Origin of the sequence: Helicobacter rodentium ATCC 700285, assembly GCF_000687535.1 — a bacterium.
Lineage (GTDB): Bacteria > Campylobacterota > Campylobacteria > Campylobacterales > Helicobacteraceae > Helicobacter_D > Helicobacter_D rodentium.
In genome coordinates, this window is sequence record NZ_JHWC01000005.1 from 47622 (window position 1) to 66354 (window position 18733).

Here is an 18733-nt window from a genome sequence, read left to right on the forward strand (position 1 = left end):
AAAAAATTCCAAAGTCCGTTCGGATTCATTCCCCTACTTATCACTTTGTAAGCAGTGATTATAAACGCATTTAGCTAAAATTTTGTTTAATGGGTGGAATCTACAAGCCCAAGTTCTACTTTATTTTTATTTAATGATAGCACCTCTACTCGCACTTCATCGCCCTCTTTGAGGTAATCGCTAATGCTTTCGTTCCTGTTATTGGTAATTTTAGAGATGTGTAATAACCCATCATAATTATGGGGCAATTCCACAAATGCACCAAATTCTACAACCTTTTTTACTTTGCCTGTGTAAATATCTCCCACTTTATAAAGGTCAGAAAAATTTGGTTTATTGTCTTTAGCGTTTGCGATATTGATGATGTGTTCTTTTGCGGCATTTACTTTTTGTCTGTTGCCTCCACTTACCTTTACCTCGCCATTCTCGCGATTTAAATCAATCGCAACTTCAAATTTTTCAATAATTTCTTTTATGGTTTTTCCCGCTTGTCCAATCACTTCTACAATCTTGCTTGGGTGGATTGCAAAGGTTTGCGCACTAGGTAGGGATTCTGTATTTAAAACGATTTTGCTTTTTGCTTCTTCCATTAGTTGTAAAATATGCAAACGCGCCTCTTTTGCTTGAAAAAGTGCATTTTTAAGTATTTCTGTCTTTAACCCTCCAAGTTTAATGTCCATCTGTAAAGCTGTGATTCCATTCGCACTTCCTGCGACTTTAAAGTCCATATCGCCGTCGTGGTCTTCTAAGCCCATAATGTCCGTTAGAATCGCATATTTTTCTCCCTCACACACTAGCCCCATAGCAACTCCCGCAATGAGTGCAGTGCATTCAATATCCGCAGCAGCTAATGCTAAAGAACCACCACATACCGTTGCCATAGAAGAAGAGCCGTTGGATTCAAGAATTTCAGAAACAAGACGAATTGTTTTAGAATCGCCATTAATCAAGCTACATTCCAAAGCGCGTTTTGCAAGATTTCCGTGTCCTAATTCTCTCCTGCCTGTTGCTCCAATACTACTTGCTTCGCCCACGCTAAAAGGTGGAAAGTTATAATGCACCATAAAACGTTCTTTAGAGGTAGTTTTTTCGGTAAGTAATTCATAATTTTGTGCGTCCATATCCCCTCCAAGAGTGCAGACTACAAGTGCTTGTGTCTGTCCGCGTGTAAAAAGTGCGCTTGAATGCGCTTTGGGCAAAATATTTGTTTCAATACTAATGGGGCGCACTTCCTTTAATCCTCTGCCGTCCGCGCGTTTTCCTTCCTCCAAAATCATTTGACGAATCAATGTGCGTTTGACTTTTGCAAGTGTTTCATTCACGCGTTCTTCTAGCGATTCTATGTCGTTTGGATTCTGTGTTTTCCAAGATTCCATAACTTCTTTTGCAAAGGCTTTTAGTCGGCTATTGCGTTCTGTTTTGGATAAGAACTCTACAATGTTGCGCAAGGATTCTAGGTGTTTTTGGTAAATAAAATTTTCAATTTTCTCGCACACGAAGCTTTTGCGTTTTTCTTTTAGCTCCACAGGTGGTTTGATAAAAGGCATAAAGGAATCTTTGATGAGCTGACTTTTAAGTGCGATTTGGGTACGTGCTAACTCTAAGGCTCCTATCAACTCATTTTCCTCTAACTCATTTGCACTAAAAGAGACTTCTTCCTCGTTTCTTAGGGTAGTCATTAAGCTTAAAGGGTTGTTTGAGGATTGAACTTTTACCCCACCAAATGTGCGCATTTCAATCATCAATAAATCCTCATTTACTCCACTTACTAGCAAATCTAGTGTGCTTTGTTCTAGCTCTTTTGGGCTTGGGTTTAAGACAAGCTTTTCCCCGATTCTACCAATTCGCACACCATTTACGGGAAAAGTAATTGGAATCTCAGAAACATATAACGCTGCACTTGCTGCATTGAGAGCTAAAATCTGCAAGTCCGAATCATTATCGGCACTTAAAACTAAAATTGTAATTTGTGTAGGATAGCAATAATCTTTAGGGAACAATGGGCGCAAAGAGCGGTCTATGATTCTTGCGCTTAGTGTTTCAAAGTCGCTTGGTTTTGCCTCTCTTTTTACATAACCTCCGGGAAATTTTCCTGCAGCATAAGCCTTTTCAATGTATTGCACGGTTAAGGGCAAAAAATCCTCTTCCACAACACAATCAGTATCTACTGCAACAGTGGCAAGCAAAACATTGTTGCCCTTTTGATAATATACACTTCCACTTGCTTGTTTTGCAAATTTATCAAAAATATATTTTTCTTCTTTTCCTAAAAATGTAAGCTTTGCTTCACCCATATTTTCTCCTTAAGCTTTATGGTTTTATACTATTAAAAATCTCCTCAATTACTGAAGATTCTATGACAGGATAATCCTTGTAATAATATCCAATATCTACGAAATTTTTAGATCTATAAAGGCAAAAAATCCCATCGGTTGCTTCGTCCATTATTTCTGCAACATCTATGGGTGCAACCGGACAGGCAAAATGCACTGTTTTTGCTTGTAAAGTAATGACGGATTTAATGGAGGCAAGAGCGGTTAAGCCACTATCAATCCCTTCATCTACGAGTAACACCCGCTTTCCTTTAAGGGAAGTAAGCGGATTGCCTTTGCGATATTGATAGATTAAAGGCAACATTTTATCCTCATATTGTCTTTGCACTTCGCCATAAATATAATCTAAACTAATCTCAAAAGACTTTACCAATGGCTCATTAATTACGACATCGTGCGTTTCTGTTGCCATTGCGATTTCACATTCTGGATTATTGGGTGCTAAAATTGGTGCAGTGAAGAGAAAAGCAAGAGGAGCTTTAATGATTTGCGCTAAACGATGGGCAAAAAGAATCCCTGCAAAGGAGATTCCAACCACCACACAATCTTGCTTTTCAAAAAAGCTTAAGGGCATATTGTTAAGCAATTTTTGCAATGCGTCCTCACGATTCTCAAAAAAAGTTTTGCGTCGCATAGAGTGTATTGAATTACTTGTTGGTTGATTATTGATTGCATTAATAATTTCATTGTTTGGATTACCCATATTCTATCCCTTAATTACCCATTTTCACATCACTGCTTAGTAAAGGAATAAATTTAATTGTAAAAAGCACATATTTGTCATCTCTTGCTTCTGCTCCACGCGTTGTTAGCATTGGATAAATTTCGCTTACATATTTAACCCCAAAAGAAAAGCAACGAATGGAGGTTTCAAACCCCACCTGCCAAGTCTTGAAATAACGTTCTTTATAATCATAACCCGCACTTGCAAAAATGTCAATATCCTCAAACTCTTTATCAAATCCTGCCATTAAATAGTTTGCCTCGCCAAATCTCCCACGATTCCAATCAATCCCCGCAAAAGAGTCGCGAAAAAAATGCCCAAAGCTTGCCTTGAGATATTCTCCGTCATAGCGCAACTGATGAGTAGCTTCCGAAATCCTCGCTTTTTGATGTGAATAAAAAATACTGCTTAAAAAACTCCATTCATAGTTATAGAAATATTGGATTTCATTTTCTAGCTCACCTACACGATGCTTATCCTCTAAATAAAAAGGTTGTTTGATACGATGAGAGAGCCAAAGCGTATGGTTTAAATCATAAAAATATTGAGAACCATTAAAGTGTAATTCTTGCCTATGACCCGGCAGGGTAAAAAAACCTTGAAAATCACCCTTTTGGTCATCAAATCCGGGTAAAATATATAAGGTTTCAAGATTTAAAGTATGCCCAAAATTTTCGTATTGTTTTACCAAGTCAGAATTTGCCTTAAACTGATAATGTTGTGTAATATAACGCCCATCTTCTATGTGTCCTTGCTTTACATTGCTGTAATTAATTTGAGTAGCATAAAAAACAGGAGAAGCAGATATATTTACAAAATCGTCCAATAAACTTTGGGTGTAAATGATAGGAAGTTGCGCTTCTTGCTGCACTGCGCGGTAGCCGATAGGACGCGTAAAGTTTTTTGCTTGATAATCAAAGCTATAATATAAATTATCTAAAAATAACTTATCTATTTGGCGATGATATTGCACTTGTGGTAGAGTTTGTAAAGTTTCTGCATTGCTAGTTTTGTCTAAATCCGAATAATAGCGTCCATAAACGCCCACATAGTCTGCTTCACTTTTTAAAAAGTAGTTTAAGCGAGAAGTTAAAAGACTGCCCTGTAAATCAGCAAGTCGTCTAGCGTCTTCATCGGTTAATCTGAAGTAATCAATGTCCTTTACTTGCGCAATATCTGCATAGATTCCATCTTCATAAAAGTAATTTTGTGTTTTTGTTAGTAAGTCTTTGCGCTCGTATTTTAATTGGAATCCAAAATGCTCTTGATTTTCTAAATCATAAGTGTTTTGATAGCTATTTGTGTCCCCAAAATAGCCTAAATTTGCCCATAATATTTCATCTTTGTCGTCTATTAATCTAAACTCATTGTAGAATCCTGCTCCTCTTTTGGTTCGCACTTGGGGAGCAAAAGTCATATCCCACCAATCTTGCGGGGCAATGAAAATGGGTTGAGAAAACAAGAAGCCATCGTCATTAGAGTGTCCAATTTTAGGGTAAAGCAATCCACTCTTTCGTTTGTAACCTAAAGAAAAAGAAAGGTAAGGAAAATAAAGCACAGGCATTTCATAAATACAGAAACGAGGATTCCATACGCTTAACCATTCTTGATTCACATCATATTGACTCTTGCTTACCTTTAATTGCCAAATAGGATTATTTACGCTACAAGTTGAAATAGTGGAATCTTGTGTTTGATAGACATTCTTATCGTATTGCGCACTTTTGGCGTCTATCCATAAGCCACTCATAGAATCTTGCAGATAAAAAGGCTCTAAAAAAGAATAATCCTGTTGCATTTTGATTTTAACTTTTTGTGCTTTTAAATAAAGTGCATTGCCTTTGTAGGCATTCACATTGCCACTTAGGGTAATCTCGCCATTTTGTGTATCATAGGTCGCCTCATTAGCAGTTACAAAATAATCCAAATTAATAATCGTTGCATTCCCTTTACCAAGCACTTTGGATTCGCTATATTCCATATCATCGGCTAAAAATTCAAAAACGGCTTCTTGATTGGAATTGAATTGTTGAATAGAAGGTCGCGTTTGCGCAATATTTGGCATAAGCAATAAGACTGCTAAGCTTAATGAGATTCCAAATTTTAACTTAAGCATTGTAATGTTTCAACTCTATAACCAATGTATTGGTTGCCATATCGTGTAGCCCTCTATTTAAGGAGTTAGCAAAAATATAGACAAATGGTAAATACATTAGAATTTCACTTAATGCGCGAAGTATGGAACGCGTAAGTGCTTGTTGGAAGTTTGGGTTGTCCAAGAGTCCTAACTCTATCACACGAATCTTGACAACGATTTTGCCGATGGTTGCGCCATAAAATTGCACAAAAAGCCAATGGTATAAAACGCGGATTCCATAAAGAACAAGCCAAGAGCTAGAAATAATAGCCAAAATCGCCTCTGTATCTCCTACATTTTGCTGGATACTATCCCAATAAATTCCAATAATTACCATACTAAGCAATAAATCATCAATAATATGCGCTATAATCCGTTTCCAATAAGGCGCAACTTGTATTTCTTCACGCGCTAAAATTTCCTCAATTTTGTCTGTATTCATTGTTTTCCTAATGCTTGATATGCAATGTCTTTACGATATTGCATACCGTTGAATTTAACCGATTCTACTTGTGTGTAAGCATTTTTGACTGCTTCTTGTATGTTGTCGCCTTTGCCTACACACACAAGTACGCGTCCTCCACTTGCATATAAATATTCTTTTACTTTGCTTACGCCCGCAAAACTAATATGCGATTCTGTGCCTTCCTTTAAGGATTCTATGGTAATTTTTTCCTTTGGCGAATTTTTAAAAGGATAGTCTTTAGAAGCTACTACTACTCCCACACACATTTTGGATTCTAGCTCAAATTGCACATTCTTTAAATCCCCCTTAGCACACGCCAAAAAGCAATCCAACAAGCCATTTTTGAAAAGCGGCATTAGCACCTCACATTCTGGATCACCAAAACGAACATTAAACTCTAGTAAATAAGGCTCGTTTTTCACAACCATAATCCCACAAAACAAAGTGCCACTAAAGGGATTCCCCTCTTGTATCATACCTTCAAGTGTTGGGGCAATAATTTGGGATTTGACTTTTTCAATGATTTGTGGAGTTGCTAAAGGAGATGGTGCATAAGCTCCCATTCCTCCTGTATTTGGACCTTTATCTTTATCCAAAAGACGCTTATGGTCTTGTGCAGCAGGTAGTACAATGAAATCTTTTCCATCGCACAATGCAAAAATAGATAATTCAAATCCATCTAAAAACTCTTCAACAATAATGGTTTTACCAGAATCACCAAAGCTTTTCCCTTCTAACATTTCTTTGGCTGCTCTTTTTGCTTCCTCATAGCTTTCTGCAATGATGACACCCTTTCCTGCACATAAGCCGTCTGCTTTCACAACAATGGGTAAATTTAAATTCTCAATAAAAGCACAAGCTTCTGCATATTCTTGTGTTTGAATAAATCTAGCTGTTGGAATATTGTAATGTTTTGCAAATTCTTTCATATATGCTTTAGAGCCTTCTAATCTTGCTGCTTTCGCACTAGGACCAAAAACCAAGATTCCATTCTCGCGCAAAGAATCTGCTAATCCCTCTACCAATGGTGCTTCAGGACCGATAATGACAAGTCCAATTTGATGGTTTAATGCAAAGTCAATAAATTCTTGTTCATTTGCAAAATCAATATTTTTGCCTAGTCTGCTTGTTGCTCCATTGCCCGGATAAAAATAGATTCCATCAATTCTGCATTCCTTTTGTAATCCAAGCCCGATAGAATATTCACGCCCACCGCTACCTACAATGACTATTTCCATTTTACAACCTTCAAAATATTTTGGTTTTTAAAATTCTTTGCTTAAAAACTTTAAAAACAAAAAGTCTTTCATTATTAAGGAATTTTATTGTATTTACCCGAGTGAGCGTTACTTATTTGTGTAGCCCGAAATAGGCAACGATTCCAGTCATAAGTAGCTCATTAGGCGGCAGATTCTCATCTCAACTTAAGAGACTCAAGCAAAAATGCCATCACACAAAGCCAATCTATACAACCAGCAATACTTAATTCTGTTGGACTCCAAAATCAAAGAAATGCGCTTCACTTAGGTAAGAGAATTATAAACTATCCTAGCTAAAGTAGCTTTTAACTTTAAACAAAAAATCAATAAATTTTAGGCAAAATTTCGCCATTGAATCACAAAACAAGGAATCTCGGAAATGAAAAAAATGTTATCAACTCTTGCCTGTATGGCTATTTTAAGTAGCACACTTGGTGCAAATGAGTGTATATGTTTTGAATTAAAAGGTGAATTTGGAGAGGAAATCAAGGCAATTATGCAAAAATATTCCAAGAATCTGGGTTCAAAAGACATTAAAGTGGTGCGTGAGGACGCAGATATAACCATTCAAGAAAGAAGCTTTTTAGATAGTATTATTGGCACAGGTGTTGTGGCGAGTAATGCTAAAGGGGCAAATTTAGAAAATGGAAAAAAGCTTTATGAGCGTGATTGCGCAAGTTGCCACGGACAAAAAGGTGAAATCTTTGTGGCGAGCAAACCCCCTATTAATACTTGGAAAGCAAGCGATATTGTAAATGAGATTAGAAGCTATCAAAATCAAACCTTTGAGGGACAATCTCGTTTTGTTAAAAATCAAGTTGCACAACGTTATACTAGACGAGATATGGAAGATATTGGTGCCTATCTTGAAACATTAAGATAACATAGATTCTATATTGTTATACAAATCTCTTAAGGAATAAGATATGAGCAAAATTGTAACAAGATTTGCGCCCTCTCCTACGGGTTATTTGCATATTGGAGGCTTACGCACCGCGCTTTTTAATTATCTTTATGCAAGAGCAAATGGAGGCAAGTTTTTATTGCGTATTGAAGATACGGATTTAGCGCGTAATTCTACTGATGCAAAAGAAGCGATTCTTCAAGCTTTTGCTTGGGTTGGAATGGATTATGATGGCGAGGTTGTTTATCAAAGTCAGCGATTCCCTCTTTACCAACAATACATTGAACGTTTATTGAAAGAGGGCAAAGCATATTATTGTTATATGCAAAAAGAAGAACTAGAAAAGAATCGCAAAGAAGCCGAAGCTAAAGGGCAAATTTGGAAATATGATAATCGCTATCGTGATTTTGTCGGCACTCCTCCAAAAGATGTGAAACCTGTTGTGAGAATCAAAGCACCAAGTGAGGGGGAAATTTGTTTTCTTGATGGTGTCAAGGGTGAAATAAGAGTTGCAGCAAAAGAATTGGACGATTTTATTATTGCGCGTAGTGATGGCACACCCACTTATAACTTTGTTGTAACCATTGACGATGCTTTGATGGGTGTAACTGATGTGATTCGTGGGGACGACCATTTAAGCAATACCCCTAAACAAATTATTCTTTATCAAGCATTGGGTTTTGTGATTCCACGATTCTACCATGTACCAATGATTTTAAATCCAGAGGGGCAAAAGCTTAGCAAACGCGATGGTGCAATGAGCGTAATGGAGTATAAAAATTTAGGTTTTTTACCTCAAGCTTTGTTAAATTTTCTTGTCCGCTTGGGTTGGAGCCACAACGACCAAGAAATTTTTTCTATGCAAGAAATGTTGGACTTTTTTAATCCAAATAGCTTAAATAGCGCACCCTCATCTTACAATAAAGAGAAATTATTATGGCTGAATGGGCATTATTTGCACCAATTAAATTGCGAACAACTCAACGCTTTGTTACCTTTTTATGGTGCAGAGATTCCAAATGCACACATACAAGAGATTTTGTATCCCGAGATTAAAGAACGTTCCAAAACTTTATTGGAATTTGTTGAGATTTTAAAAACTTGTTTAGCACCCGTAAAAACCTATGATGAAAAAATGCGTCAAAAAGTTAAAAACGATGAGAATATTCATCTTTTAAAAGAATTTACAATCTATTTAAACTCCCAAAAGAAATCCTTTGAAAGCCTTCAAGATGTGGAATCTGAAATTGCTACTTTTGCGGATTTTCAAGGCATAAAAACAAAAAACCTTTTTATGCCTTTGCGATTTGCTTTGCTCGGCTCACCCGGCGGTGTTGGAATTGCACCCTTAATTGCCGCTTTGGGCATTGAAAATACTCAAGAGCGAATCAATCAAGCTTTAAAAAATTTATTGGAGGAATCTTAAGTTTGGTTGAAAATAGGATTATAGATTGCCACAAAAATTTTGCAAATTTTCTCGCAATGACGGAATCCAAATGCCTCGTCCTTGCGCCTTGTTGCTTTGTTGTTGCGAGGGCTTTGCCCGAAGTAATCTATCATCACGCAAAAGAGCAGTCTTTACAATAAAATCTTTAAGCCAAGATTCTTTATTGCGGATTGTGTGCTACATCTTTGCCCTGATCACTCCTTTTAAGGACAACAAAATAGCGTTTGCAATCGCACAATCAAAAAAGCTCAAAGTTTTTGCTGTTTTGGAAATTATAGGTTTTACCCTCAAAGTTAAATTTCAAACCATAAGCGTGAAGCATTAAGCGCGTTGCTCCAAAACATTGAATGCGTTTAGAATCGCTAAAGAAGTTTTGTCTCTCTTGTGTGATAAACTCATAATCCAAGTATTCTCTGCTGTGTTTATCCTCTGCTCCATAGAGCGGGTCTCCTAAAATCGGAAAACCAAGCGCATACAAATGGAGGCGAATTTGATGTGTGCGTCCTGTTTTTGGGCGCACTTTTAGCAGTGTGCAACAAGTGTTTCTTGGAAGAAGTTGTTTGCTTTGTTTTTCTTTAGAAAAAGCAGAAAATGAGCAATTTGTAGAATCTTGTTGTGAAATTTTTAAGTGTTTCAAAAATGATGAATGAAAATCCAATAACCCGAGTGTTTCAAATTCGCTTTTTGCTTCCTTAAACTTTAGCGATTCTGTCCCGCTTTGCCCCAAAAACTTAGAGCGCACACACAAATCCCCACCTTTTTGCTGTGTCGCAAGGGGCAAGGAGAGGCAAAAATCCCTTATTCCAAAACAGCTTTTACTAAAATCCCCTCGCACAAGTGCTAAATATTCTTTCATCACTTGATTGTTTGCAAACATTGCACCAAACTCTGCTATACTTTTTTTGTGCTTACCCACTACTACAAGTCCGCTTGTTTCTTTGTCTATGCGATGAACTAAACTAGCCTCCTTCCCATAAAGAGAGCGAATCTCATCTACCAAACTATGGTGCGCGAACCTGCCTTTTGGGTGGATTAGCATTTTAGCGGGTTTATTGAAAATAGCAAAATCTTGATTTTCATAGATTGGTTTTAATCCAATGGAGTCCGCTTCAAACACGAGGACACAGACACTTTTTTCTAATATCTTAGCTTTGTCATTATTGTTTAAAGGCTTTCCTTGATAAATTACTCTACCTTTGTTGATGTATTTTTGGGATTCTGCCATATTTAAGTGCAAATGTTGCATTAAAAATTGATAGGCTTTTAGGGGTGTTGGAATCAGAAATTCTTTAGTTACAAAGGGCATTGGGCAACTTTTAAGTAGGATTATGTTAAGATATTTTAACATACCTTAAGTAAGGATTCAAATATGGTAGAAAGATACGCACGAGAAGAGATGAAGAAACTATGGGATTTGAATGCAAAATATTCCGCTTGGTTAGAAGTAGAAAAAGCACTTGTAAGAGGATGGAATAAGCTAGGGTTAATCCCTGATAGTGATTGTGAGAAAATTTGCAAAAATGCAAAGTTTAATATCCAACGCATTGATGAAATTGAAGCGGTTACAAAGCACGATTTGATTGCTTTTACAACAAGTGTTTCAGAATCTTTAGGCGAGGAATCACGTTGGTTTCATTATGGTATTACTTCTAGTGATTGCATTGATACAGCTGTCGCCTTGCAAATGCGGGATTCTCTAAAGATAATTTTAAAAGATGTGGAGCTTTTACGCGAAGCAATCAAAAAAAGAGCAATAGAACATAAAGACACGCTTATGGTGGGGAGAAGTCACGGAATCCACGGAGAACCAATCACTTTTGGGTTGGTTTTGGCGATTTGGTATGATGAGATTGGACGCCATTTAGATGCGCTAAAAGCTACCCTAGAAGTTATTTCTGTTGGGCAGTTAAGTGGTGCAATGGGGAATCTTGCGCATACACCGATAGAATTAGAGGAACTTGTCTGTAAAGATTTGGGGCTAAAAGCCGCACCTGCTAGTAACCAAGTCATTCAGAGGGATAGATATGCGCGATTAATGAGTGATTTAGCACTAATGGCTAGTAGTTGTGAAAAAATTGCAGTAGAGATTCGGCATTTACAGCGCACAGAAGTGTATGAAGCAGAAGAGTATTTCTCGCAAGGGCAAAAGGGAAGTAGTGCAATGCCACACAAGCGAAATCCTGTTTTGAGTGAGAATATTACGGGGCTTTGCAGAATGATTCGTTCCTTTGCGATTCCAGCAATGGAGAATGTAGCCCTTTGGCATGAGCGCGATATTAGTCATTCAAGCGTAGAGCGGTTTATTTTGCCCGATTCTTTTATTACTACAGATTTTATGTTGGTGCGTCTTACCTCACTTATTGAAAATCTTGTTGTTTATCCTAAAAATATGATGAAAAATCTAAACCTCACGGGTGGGCTTGTGTTTTCCCAACGCATTTTACTAGAGCTTCCCAAAAAAGGTGTGTCGCGTGAAGATGCCTATAAAATCGTGCAACGCAACGCAATGAAAGTTTGGAGGGATTTGCAAGAGGGCAAAGCAGCAGTGAATGAAAAAGGAGAATCGTTATATTTGCAATATCTTTTGTCTGATTCTGAATTGGTTGGGTTAATCGGAGAAAACGCTATTAAAGAATGCTTTGAGTTTAGTTACTATACAAAGAATGTGAATGCGATTTTTAAGCGCGTATTTGAGAGATAAAATAAAAATGTTACAATTTAAACCTTATGAGACAATTACAAACAAAGGATTCCTATGTTTAATGACAAAAGCATTTTAATCACAGGTGGGACAGGGAGTTTTGGCAAATGCTACACTAAAACCTTGTTGGAGCGGTATAAGCCCAAAAAAATCGTAATTTTCTCGCGTGATGAGCTGAAGCAATTTGAAATGGCGCAAACTTACAATGCGCCCTGTATGCGGTATTTTCTGGGCGATGTGCGCGATGAAAGCCGATTAAAAGAAGCTACCATAGGAATAGATTATATTATCCACGCCGCTGCGCTTAAACAAGTCCCCGCTGCGGAATACAATCCCACAGAGTGCATTAAAACAAACATTTATGGTGCGCAAAATGTGATTAGTGCAGCCCTAGCAAATGGAATTGAAAAGGTGATTGCGCTTTCCACCGATAAGGCGGCAAACCCTATCAATCTCTATGGGGCGACAAAATTAGCAAGTGATAAGCTTTTCATTGCGGCAAACAATATTGCAGGGACGCGCAAGACGCGTTTTTCTGTTGTGCGCTATGGCAATGTCATTGGTTCGCGTGGCTCTGTTGTGCCATTTTTTCAAAAGTTGATTGTGGAGGGGGCGAAAGAATTGCCCATTACAGATATTGAAATGACGCGTTTTATGATTACCTTACAACAAGGCGTGGATTTTGTGCTAAAAAACTTTGAGAGAATGAAAGGTGGGGAGACTTTCGTTCCTAAGATTCCATCAATGAAAATGGTAGAAGTGGCAAAGGCTCTTGCGCCAAATTTACCGCATAAAATCATTGGAATCCGACCGGGTGAAAAAATCCACGAGACAATGTGTCCAAGCGATGATAGCCATATTACTTACGAGTTTAGTGATTATTATGTGATTGCCCCTACGATTCAGTTTAGCTTCATCACTGACTTTAGCAAAAACGCTCTTGGTGAGAGTGGAAAGCTTGTTCCGCGAGGGTTTTCTTATGATTCTGGCACAAATAAACAATGGTTAAGCCACGCAGAGTTTTTGGAGCTGTTGCGATGATTCCCTATGGCAAACAAGAAATTACACAATCCGATATTGACGCTGTTGTAGAAGCCCTTAAGTCTCCCTTGATTACGCAAGGACCTAAAGCGCAAGAGTTTGAAGAAAAGGTAGCAAGTAAAGTGGGCGCACAATTTGGCGTGAGTTTCAATAGCGCAACTTCCGCATTGCATTGTGCCGCCCTCGCTCTAGGCTTGGGCAAAGGGGATTATTTATGGACGACACCCAATAGTTTCGTAGCGAGTGCGAATTGTGGAATCTATTGCGGCGCAAAAGTGGATTTTGTAGATATAAATCCGCAAACCTACAACTTAGACGCAGAAAAGCTAGAAAAAAAGCTAAAATCTACCCCCAAACACAGACTTCCAAAGGTGCTTGTAGCGGTGCATTTTGCAGGGCAAAGCTGTGATATGGAATCCATTAGAACCTTAAGCAGAATCTATAAGTTTAAAGTCATTGAGGATGCTTCTCACGCGCTTGGCGGGAGTTATGGCGAATTTCCCATTGGTTGTTGTAAGTTTAGTGATATTACGATTTTTAGCTTCCACCCGGTAAAAATCATTACTTCCGCAGAGGGTGGAATCGCAACAACAAATTCACCCAAACTTGCTAAAAAAATGCAAATGCTAAAAAGTCACGGAATCACAAAGGATTCTGCAGACTTGAAGCGCAAGACACAAGGAGCTTGGTATTACGAACAGCAAATGCTAGGCTTTAATTACCGCTTAAGTGAGTTGCACGCCGCACTTGGAATCTCGCAACTCTCACGGCTAGAGGATTATGTGCGCACACGCAACGCACTTGTAAAAACCTATAACGAAAACTTGAGGGATTTGGAACTGATTACACCTTTTGTTGCGTCCTATAATTACAGCGCATTTCACCTCTATGTGATTGTGCTAACCAAAAAAAGCGGAATTACGCGCAAAGAATTGTTTGCAAAACTTCAAGCGGCTGGAATCGGGATGCAAGTGCATTATATCCCGATTCACTTGCAGCCTTTTTATAAAAAATTCGGTTTCAAAAAGGGAGACTTTAAAACTGCAGAATCCTATTATAAAAACGCAATTTCTCTGCCACTTTTCCCAACTTTAAGCGAACAAGAGCAACAAAAAGTGATTACCTTGCTAAGAGAAAATGTTGCCAAAAAGGTGTGAAATGCAGTCTAAATGTATTTGCATTATCCCTGCGCGGGGTGGGAGCAAGAGGATTCCTAGAAAAAACATTAAGGAATTTTGCGGAATCCCAATGTTAGCCCATAGCATTCAAATTGCAAAAAAAAGCGGAATCTTTGATGCTATTTTAGTCTCCACAGAGGATTCAGAGATTTCAAAAATCGCCATAGATTACGGAGCAGGGGTGATTTGCCGCCCGACACATTTAAGCGATGATTACATAGGGACGCGTGAGGTGATACTCCACGCGATAGATTTGTTACCGACATTTTTTGCAATGGGCGAGGAGGGCGATTGCGGTGAATTGCTTGACGCCACACAAATTTGGGTGTGCTGCTTGTATGCCACCGCACCATTGCTGGATTTCCGCACTTTGCAAGGCGCATTACAAAGGGCAAAAGAGGAGGCACAGGAGTGCTACTGCTTTAGCGCGGTGGAGTATGACTACTCTCCCTTCCGTGCCTTTAGCATTCAAGAGGGCAAAAATGCAATGCTTTTTAAAGAGCATTTTGCTAAACGCTCACAAGATTTAGAGAAAATCTACCACGATGCGGGGCAATTTTACTTCGCTACCGCGCAAACTTGGTGGAATCGTGAAAATATCTTTGAGGATTCTGTGAGTATCGTGCTACCCCCTATGCGTGTGCAGGATATTGACACATTAGAGGATTGGAAACTTGCGGAGCTGAAGTATCAGCTATTGAATCCTTAATCTAATGTTTTTGTAAATTAATCAACCTATAACGCAATTGAGTATCAAGCAGTTCTTCGTAAAGTTTGCGAAATTCTAAATGCCAAGTATCAAGCTCAAAACCCTTGCTAGAATTCAAAAGACTTTCTGTATCGGCAAAGGGATAACCAAGTGTAGAATCATTTGGGTAAATTCCCTGCTCATCAATCCACACACTGCGATTATAGGCAAATTCAAGTTTGTCGGATTCTATTTTGCCAAGCATATTGCGTCCTCCAAGATTGAGGGTTTCTACCCCGCTTAAAGTTAAAGCATATAGGGTTGGAAAAATATCTTTGTGTGAACCTACTCTTGTTTTGTTGTATGTAATGTCTTTTTGGTAGGGTTTGGGGATATAAAGATAAAAAGGAACACCAAAACCAAAAGCTTTTTCTGTACCAAAGTCTATTTTTAAATCTCGCACCCTATGATCTCCTGTTGCAGCAATAATGGTATTATCTTTCAGTGTGCTTTGTTTGATTTTGTTTAAGAATCTTGCAAATTCGTTATTGGCATAAACATAAGTATTAAGGATTGCGGAAGTGTTTTTGGGTATTTTGTCAAAAATTTCTAACGGGATTTGCTCTTTAGAAAATAAAATCGGCACTTCAGGATAAGGAGGATGGTTTGAGATGCTTAAAGCAAGAATCAAAAGCGGTTCTTTTGTGTTAGATAAGAGCTCCAATGCTTTTTGATACATAAACTCATCGCCTACTCCATAATGAGGATTATAATGTATTTTGCTTGATATTGGATAATCTTGAAGCAAAGTAATTTCATCAATGACTTCATCAATGCCTTGTGCTTTCATAAAAAAGCCTAAATCAAACCAAGTTGAATTGCCTGCTGTAAGAAAAATCACTCTATAACCTTGCTGCTTATAAACGTCTATTGGGCTAAAGGGTAAATAATGTTTCTTATATTTTGATTTTGAAAGAACAATGGGGCTTTGAAAAAACAAACAAAAGAAACTTGAGGCTGTGCCATTTTGACAAGGTAAAAAACGTGTCCATACAAAATCCTCTTCAAAATGTTGAGCAAGTTCTCCTAGCAGATTCAAGTTTTCCCCTTGCAAAGACAGCATTTGTGTGCCAAAACTTTCCATTAAATTAACCATAATATGCGGTTTATTGGCTAATGCAAAATCATTTTTGGGACTTGTGGCAAAAAGAGGAAAAATTTTTTCTAATTCCTCCAATCTCTCCATATTTGCAGGTTTTAAATCTAAAGTGTCTTTTTTGTAATCTCTTAATGCAAAATTAAAACTCATTAAAGGATTGAGGGCGAGAGCATTAAAATTTTCTAAATTAGAAAAACGATAATTTCCAGCTCTCATTGCAACATAGCTAAAATGTCCTCTTAAAGCTACAATGTAAAGCGCAAGGAAAATTAAAAGCAGAGCTAAAACAACAGGAAATTTCAAGTTAACACTAGGTAAATTTAAATTTAAAATTTTCTTATTTAGCCAAACGCAAAAAGCACTAAAAGCTAATGCGATAAGCAATAAAACTCCTAAAGGATAATCCTTAAAAACTATGTCCAAAATCGCTTGGGTATTGTCGTCTTTTAGCCCGAAAATAAAAATATCAATTTTTGTGTGATAAAGTTCGTATATAATTTGAGTATTTAAAAGATTTTAAAATACTTAGAGTCATTGCAACCAAAAGCGGCAAAAATGTGGTAGAAATAAGTCTTAAATCGCTAATAGCACCCAATGAAAAAAGTTTTATTGTATCTTTTAGATTGTCTTGCATTAATTCAATGCCAAGAAATTCTAAGCTCATTGTCAAGCGCATTAAGCAAAAAAGCAGGAGAAAAAGAAATGTAAAAATAATAATTTGAAAAAAGATAAAACGCATTTAAAGAACCCTTTAATTTTTAGTAAAATTGTATAATACAGAAAGTATGTTAAAGATTTAATGAAGCATTGACAATTAAGCTTTTAAAAAGTATAATTGCGCTTCTTTATTTTAGTCGGGGCGTAGCGCAGTCTGGTTAGCGCACTTGGTTTGGGACCAAGGGGTCGAAGGTTCGAATCCTTTCGCCCCGACCATTTTCTATTTGTATCAATGGTGGGCGTAGCTCAGTCGGTTAGAGCATCAGATTGTGGTCCTGAGGGTCGTGGGTTCGATTCCCATCGCCCACCCCATTGAATCTTAAGAATGAGCCACATAAACCTCTATTTTAAATCAATCTTTTTAAATTTACTGCTGCTTAAGCTAAAATTTGGCTACAATTCCATCTTATGAATGAAAGAATAAAAAACTTTATTAAAAATCATCATTTGTTAAGTTTGGCTGTCGTGGAGGAAAAATCCAAGACGCTTGAAGTGTATAGTGCAAGTTGTTATTACGCATTTGATGAGGCAAAGCTTAGCCTACTTTTCAAGAGTGAATGCGATTCTAAACATATTCAGCTTTGTATCTTAAATCCTAAAGTGGGTGTGATTATCGCAAAGGATTCCAAAAAACTTGTCGACATTCAAGGTTTGCAAATCAAAGCATTGTTTAAACCCGCAATAAAAGAGCAAAAGAGTATTTATTATGCCCTCTATCCTTTTGCAAAACTTGGAAGTGGAGAGATTTACTCACTAGAGATTCTATGGGCAAAATATACCGATAATCATCTCTTATTAAAAGAGAAATTAACATATATTAAGGAATAAGATATGAAAAAAGTTTTATTGTTAATGAGTGGAGGCGTAGATTCAAGTTATTGCGCTTATTTATTGCAAAAGGCAGGATACCTCGTGTATGGAGTGTATTTGAAACTGCACGACAAAGAGGAAAAACATCAATACTATGAAAAGAATATTCAACAATGTGCGGAGAAATTAGGAATCTCTTATGAAATTGTAGATGAGCGGGAGCTTTTTAAAAAAGCAGTTTATGATTATTTTGTAGAATCGTATGCTAAGGGACACACACCAAACCCTTGTGCTTTATGTAATCCGCTTGTGAAGTTTGGAATCGCATTTAAACTAGCGGATAAAATGGGCTGTGATTATGTCGCCACAGGGCATTATGCGCAAATCAAAAATGGCTATATAGCACAGGGTGTAGATACGACAAAAGACCAAAGCTATTTTTTGTTTGGATTAAAAAAACAATGGATTCCACGCATTCTCTTTCCTTTGGGAGATAAAATCAAGGCAGAAATAAAGCCTCTTGCGCTTAAAGAACTCCCTTGGCTTGGAAGCTTGGAGAGTTATAAGGATTCGCAAGAAATTTGTTTTGTGGAAAATACTTATATTGATGTGTTAAAAAAACATTTCAATGTGGAATCGCAAGGCAAGGTGCTAGACACGCAAAATAGGGAAATAGGCACACACAAAGGTTATATGCAATATACGATTGGCAAACGCAAGGGCTTTAGCGTCAAAGGTGCGCTTACTCCGCATTATGTGTTAAAAATCAATCCGCAAGACAACACGATTGTTGTGGGAGAAAAAGAGGAGTTGGCAACCCACCAAGTGTGTGCGTTAAATTTTTCCTTGCCTCAAGAAATTTTTGGGGATAAGGAGGAGCTAGAATGCGAAGTAAAGATTCGTTATAGAAGTCATAAGGCAAAGGCAAAAGTGCAATTAACGCAAGAATTGGATACGCAAGGCAATCCAAGAGAGATTTTGGTTGCGAATCTGCAAGAACCAACTTATGGTGTTGCAAGCGGACAGGCTTTAGTATTATATCAAGAGGATAAGGTGTTGGGGGGAGGGTTTATTCTCTGATGTAGAATCTGCAAAGGCAAGAATGGATTAAAATTGCCGTAAAACTAGAGGATTCTATTCCTTAAGTGCGCACCGCTTAAGGTGCGAGG

Annotated in this window: 16 protein-coding genes and 2 tRNA genes; 11 read left to right on the plus strand and 7 right to left on the minus strand. The window is 37.7% G+C overall.

Going from position 1 to position 18733, the window contains the following annotated elements; genetic code table 11:
* Positions 1-86: 86 nt before the first annotated feature.
* Genes BS85_RS0104810 through purD form a run of 5 tightly spaced genes read right to left on the minus strand, consistent with a single transcriptional unit; the run spans position 87 to position 6898 of the window.
* Positions 87-2294, minus strand: coding sequence for a polyribonucleotide nucleotidyltransferase (locus BS85_RS0104810; protein WP_026943811.1), 2208 nt, complete (start codon positions 2292-2294; stop codon positions 87-89).
* 16 nt (positions 2295-2310) lie between these two features.
* Positions 2311-3036, minus strand: coding sequence for a phosphoribosyltransferase (locus tag BS85_RS0104815; protein WP_084310176.1), 726 nt, complete (start codon positions 3034-3036; stop codon positions 2311-2313).
* Positions 3037-3046: 10 nt separating this feature from the next.
* The gene (locus tag BS85_RS0104820; protein WP_026943813.1) at positions 3047-5173 is read right to left on the minus strand and encodes an LPS-assembly protein LptD; all 2127 of its coding nucleotides are present in this window, start codon (positions 5171-5173) and stop codon (positions 3047-3049) included.
* Entirely contained in the window at positions 5166-5636 is a 471-nt protein-coding gene (locus BS85_RS0104825; protein WP_026943814.1) for an RDD family protein, read from the minus strand. Before BS85_RS0104825 ends, BS85_RS0104820 begins: the two co-directional genes overlap by 8 nt.
* Positions 5633-6898 carry a phosphoribosylamine--glycine ligase gene (purD, locus tag BS85_RS0104830; protein WP_026943815.1) on the minus strand — a complete coding sequence of 422 codons (1266 nt, stop codon included), beginning with the start codon at positions 6896-6898 and terminating at the stop codon, positions 5633-5635. The genes BS85_RS0104825 and purD overlap by 4 nt, the downstream gene beginning before the upstream one ends.
* Positions 6899-7298: 400 nt before the next feature.
* Here purD and BS85_RS0104835 point away from each other — a divergent pair, with 400 nt between their 5' ends.
* From BS85_RS0104835 to BS85_RS11360, 3 genes are read left to right on the plus strand one after another with little or no spacing between them, the layout of a single operon-like run.
* Positions 7299-7802 (plus strand): c-type cytochrome, encoded by a 504-nt coding sequence (locus tag BS85_RS0104835; RefSeq protein WP_156938055.1) that lies wholly within the window; start codon positions 7299-7301, stop codon positions 7800-7802.
* A gap of 43 nt (positions 7803-7845) precedes the next feature.
* Entirely contained in the window at positions 7846-9249 is a 1404-nt protein-coding gene (gene gltX, locus BS85_RS0104840) for a glutamate--tRNA ligase (RefSeq protein WP_026943817.1), read from the plus strand.
* 2 nt (positions 9250-9251) lie between these two features.
* Entirely contained in the window at positions 9252-9410 is a 159-nt protein-coding gene (locus tag BS85_RS11360) for a hypothetical protein (RefSeq protein ID WP_156938056.1), read from the plus strand.
* 98 nt (positions 9411-9508) lie between these two features.
* Here the strand turns inward: BS85_RS11360 and BS85_RS0104850 are convergent, their stop codons facing one another.
* Positions 9509-10576: an RluA family pseudouridine synthase gene (locus BS85_RS0104850; protein WP_026943818.1), complete on the minus strand. Its 1068-nt coding sequence runs from the start codon at positions 10574-10576 to the stop codon at positions 9509-9511.
* 63 nt (positions 10577-10639) lie between these two features.
* Between BS85_RS0104850 and purB the strand changes: the two genes are divergently transcribed.
* From purB to pseF, 4 genes are read left to right on the plus strand one after another with little or no spacing between them, the layout of a single operon-like run.
* Positions 10640-11971 carry an adenylosuccinate lyase gene (purB, locus tag BS85_RS0104855; RefSeq protein WP_026943819.1) on the plus strand — a complete coding sequence of 444 codons (1332 nt, stop codon included), beginning with the start codon at positions 10640-10642 and terminating at the stop codon, positions 11969-11971.
* Between the two features lie 54 nt (positions 11972-12025).
* Positions 12026-13012, plus strand: a complete 987-nt coding sequence (gene pseB / locus BS85_RS0104860; protein WP_026943820.1) for a UDP-N-acetylglucosamine 4,6-dehydratase (inverting) — start codon at positions 12026-12028, stop codon at positions 13010-13012.
* A complete protein-coding gene (gene pseC, locus BS85_RS0104865) occupies positions 12973-14169 on the plus strand; it encodes a UDP-4-amino-4,6-dideoxy-N-acetyl-beta-L-altrosamine transaminase (RefSeq protein WP_245596293.1) in 1197 nt (398 codons plus the stop codon). The genes pseB and pseC overlap by 40 nt, the downstream gene beginning before the upstream one ends.
* Position 14170: 1 nt before the next feature.
* On the plus strand, positions 14171-14899 hold the full coding sequence (pseF, locus tag BS85_RS0104870; protein ID WP_026943822.1) for a pseudaminic acid cytidylyltransferase: 729 nt from the start codon (positions 14171-14173) through the stop codon (positions 14897-14899).
* Between the two features lies 1 nt (position 14900).
* On the opposite strand, the gene BS85_RS0104875 is transcribed toward pseF, so the two are convergent.
* Positions 14901-16421 (minus strand): LTA synthase family protein, encoded by a 1521-nt coding sequence (locus BS85_RS0104875; RefSeq protein ID WP_051604693.1) that lies wholly within the window; start codon positions 16419-16421, stop codon positions 14901-14903.
* A 471-nt stretch (positions 16422-16892) separates the two neighbouring features.
* Between BS85_RS0104875 and BS85_RS0104885 the strand changes: the two genes are divergently transcribed.
* The 4 genes from BS85_RS0104885 to mnmA all read left to right on the plus strand — a co-directional run bounded on the left by BS85_RS0104885 (position 16893) and on the right by mnmA (position 18644).
* Positions 16893-16970: transfer RNA gene (locus tag BS85_RS0104885), tRNA-Pro, on the plus strand.
* Positions 16971-16989: 19 nt separating this feature from the next.
* Positions 16990-17066, plus strand: a tRNA-His gene (locus BS85_RS0104890).
* 96 nt (positions 17067-17162) lie between these two features.
* The gene (locus BS85_RS0104895) at positions 17163-17582 is read left to right on the plus strand and encodes a hypothetical protein (RefSeq protein ID WP_026943825.1); all 420 of its coding nucleotides are present in this window, start codon (positions 17163-17165) and stop codon (positions 17580-17582) included.
* A 3-nt stretch (positions 17583-17585) separates the two neighbouring features.
* Entirely contained in the window at positions 17586-18644 is a 1059-nt protein-coding gene (gene mnmA / locus BS85_RS0104900) for a tRNA 2-thiouridine(34) synthase MnmA (RefSeq protein WP_026943826.1), read from the plus strand.
* The last annotated feature ends 89 nt before the right edge of the window (positions 18645-18733 follow it).

What these genes read in the sequence shown, in the direction of transcription:
- pseB (WP_026943820.1), top strand. Translation starts at nt 12,026, where the DNA reads ATGTTTAATGACAAAAGCATTTTAATCACAGGTGGGACAGGGAGTTTT.
- BS85_RS0104820 (WP_026943813.1), bottom strand. Translation starts at nt 5,173, where the DNA reads ATGCTTAAGTTAAAATTTGGAATCTCATTAAGCTTAGCAGTCTTATTG.
- BS85_RS0104815 (WP_084310176.1), bottom strand. Translation starts at nt 3,036, where the DNA reads ATGGGTAATCCAAACAATGAAATTATTAATGCAATCAATAATCAACCA.
- BS85_RS0104850 (WP_026943818.1), bottom strand. Translation starts at nt 10,576, where the DNA reads ATGCCCTTTGTAACTAAAGAATTTCTGATTCCAACACCCCTAAAAGCC.
- purB (WP_026943819.1), top strand. Translation starts at nt 10,640, where the DNA reads ATGGTAGAAAGATACGCACGAGAAGAGATGAAGAAACTATGGGATTTG.
- BS85_RS0104825 (WP_026943814.1), bottom strand. Translation starts at nt 5,636, where the DNA reads ATGAATACAGACAAAATTGAGGAAATTTTAGCGCGTGAAGAAATACAA.
- BS85_RS0104835 (WP_156938055.1), top strand. Translation starts at nt 7,299, where the DNA reads ATGAAAAAAATGTTATCAACTCTTGCCTGTATGGCTATTTTAAGTAGC.
- gltX (WP_026943817.1), top strand. Translation starts at nt 7,846, where the DNA reads ATGAGCAAAATTGTAACAAGATTTGCGCCCTCTCCTACGGGTTATTTG.
- purD (WP_026943815.1), bottom strand. Translation starts at nt 6,898, where the DNA reads ATGGAAATAGTCATTGTAGGTAGCGGTGGGCGTGAATATTCTATCGGG.
- BS85_RS0104895 (WP_026943825.1), top strand. Translation starts at nt 17,163, where the DNA reads ATGAATGAAAGAATAAAAAACTTTATTAAAAATCATCATTTGTTAAGT.
- BS85_RS0104810 (WP_026943811.1), bottom strand. Translation starts at nt 2,294, where the DNA reads ATGGGTGAAGCAAAGCTTACATTTTTAGGAAAAGAAGAAAAATATATT.
- pseC (WP_245596293.1), top strand. Translation starts at nt 12,973, where the DNA reads ATGGTTAAGCCACGCAGAGTTTTTGGAGCTGTTGCGATGATTCCCTAT.
- mnmA (WP_026943826.1), top strand. Translation starts at nt 17,586, where the DNA reads ATGAAAAAAGTTTTATTGTTAATGAGTGGAGGCGTAGATTCAAGTTAT.
- pseF (WP_026943822.1), top strand. Translation starts at nt 14,171, where the DNA reads ATGCAGTCTAAATGTATTTGCATTATCCCTGCGCGGGGTGGGAGCAAG.